The organism is Burkholderia sp. MR1-5-21 (assembly GCF_053427715.1).
Genome location: NZ_JBSAXD010000093.1, coordinates 1 through 1,052 on the forward strand (window position 1 = coordinate 1; position 1,052 = coordinate 1,052).

Genomic DNA, 1,052 nt, shown 5'->3' on the forward strand with positions numbered 1-1,052 from the left:
TGGGGGCTCGGCTGGGATTCGGTCGCGGAGTCCACGCTGGATTCGGTCGGCGTCGCCGCATGGAACAAGGGCGGCACCACCACCTTTTTCCAGTCAGAATTCTTCGTGCTGCCGCAGGCGCGCATGGCGATTCTGTTAACGGGCAGCATGAGGATCAATCCGCGAAAGATTGTCGAGGCCATTTTGCTGAACGCGCTCGTCGAAGACGGCACCCTCGGCGCCATGCCGCCCCTCTTCAGCACGACCATGCCGCCGGTCGCCACGCCACCGGACGTCACGTCGCTCATCGGCATCTACGGCAACGAACAGAATCCGCTACGGGTGCAGCGGAATGCCGACGGCACCCTTGCGCTGGACAGGTGGAACGGCAGCAAGTGGGTTCCGCTGGACGACGGCGCCACGTCGTTTCAGTACTGCAACGACGGCTGGTGGTGGAGCGCCGGAAACACGATCCGTAGCTATCGCTTCGAAAGCGTCGCGGCAACAGGCCCGTCTACCTATCTGATCGAACGCACGATGCGTTCCGGCGCGGGCTATGCGTCCTTCACGATACCGTTGGCGCAGAAACTGCCCGACCAGGCCGCGCTGGACACCGCTTGGAACGCGCATCTGCAGAATCCCGTGTGGAAGGTGAAGAATACGGACGCGCTGGCCGTCCAGTTATCGAAAGATCCGGGCTCCGCGCAAACCAGCCTCGCGCAGATTCCCGAATTGCCTGGCTACATCCTGTTCGGCAACCAGCCGCTGGTGCCGCTTGCCGACGATCGCGGCGGCATGGTGCTGAAGATACCGATGACCATGGGACGCGATCTTCACGAAATCGTCTTGACCACCATCGACGGCGTGGCGACCGTCACCGACGGCGGCATTACCTGGGTGCCGGCCTGAAACCGGGACCGGGGCAGCGTTGGCGCTTGCACAGCCAGAGCAGCGCACATCGCGCGTCGTCCCTCCCAAACACCAATCGGAAAAAAGACCGTGAAGCGTCCTGAACACCCAGCCCTGTCCGCCCACACCGATGCAGCAACGTCGGCCGGTGTCAACCGCCGGCA

1 pseudogene is annotated in these 1,052 nt (G+C 63.4%); it reads left to right on the top strand.

Going from position 1 to position 1,052, the window contains the following annotated elements:
- A pseudogene (locus ACV229_RS40520) lies at positions 1-888 on the top strand (serine hydrolase domain-containing protein); the annotation flags it as partial.
- Positions 889-1,052 lie beyond the last annotated feature (164 nt).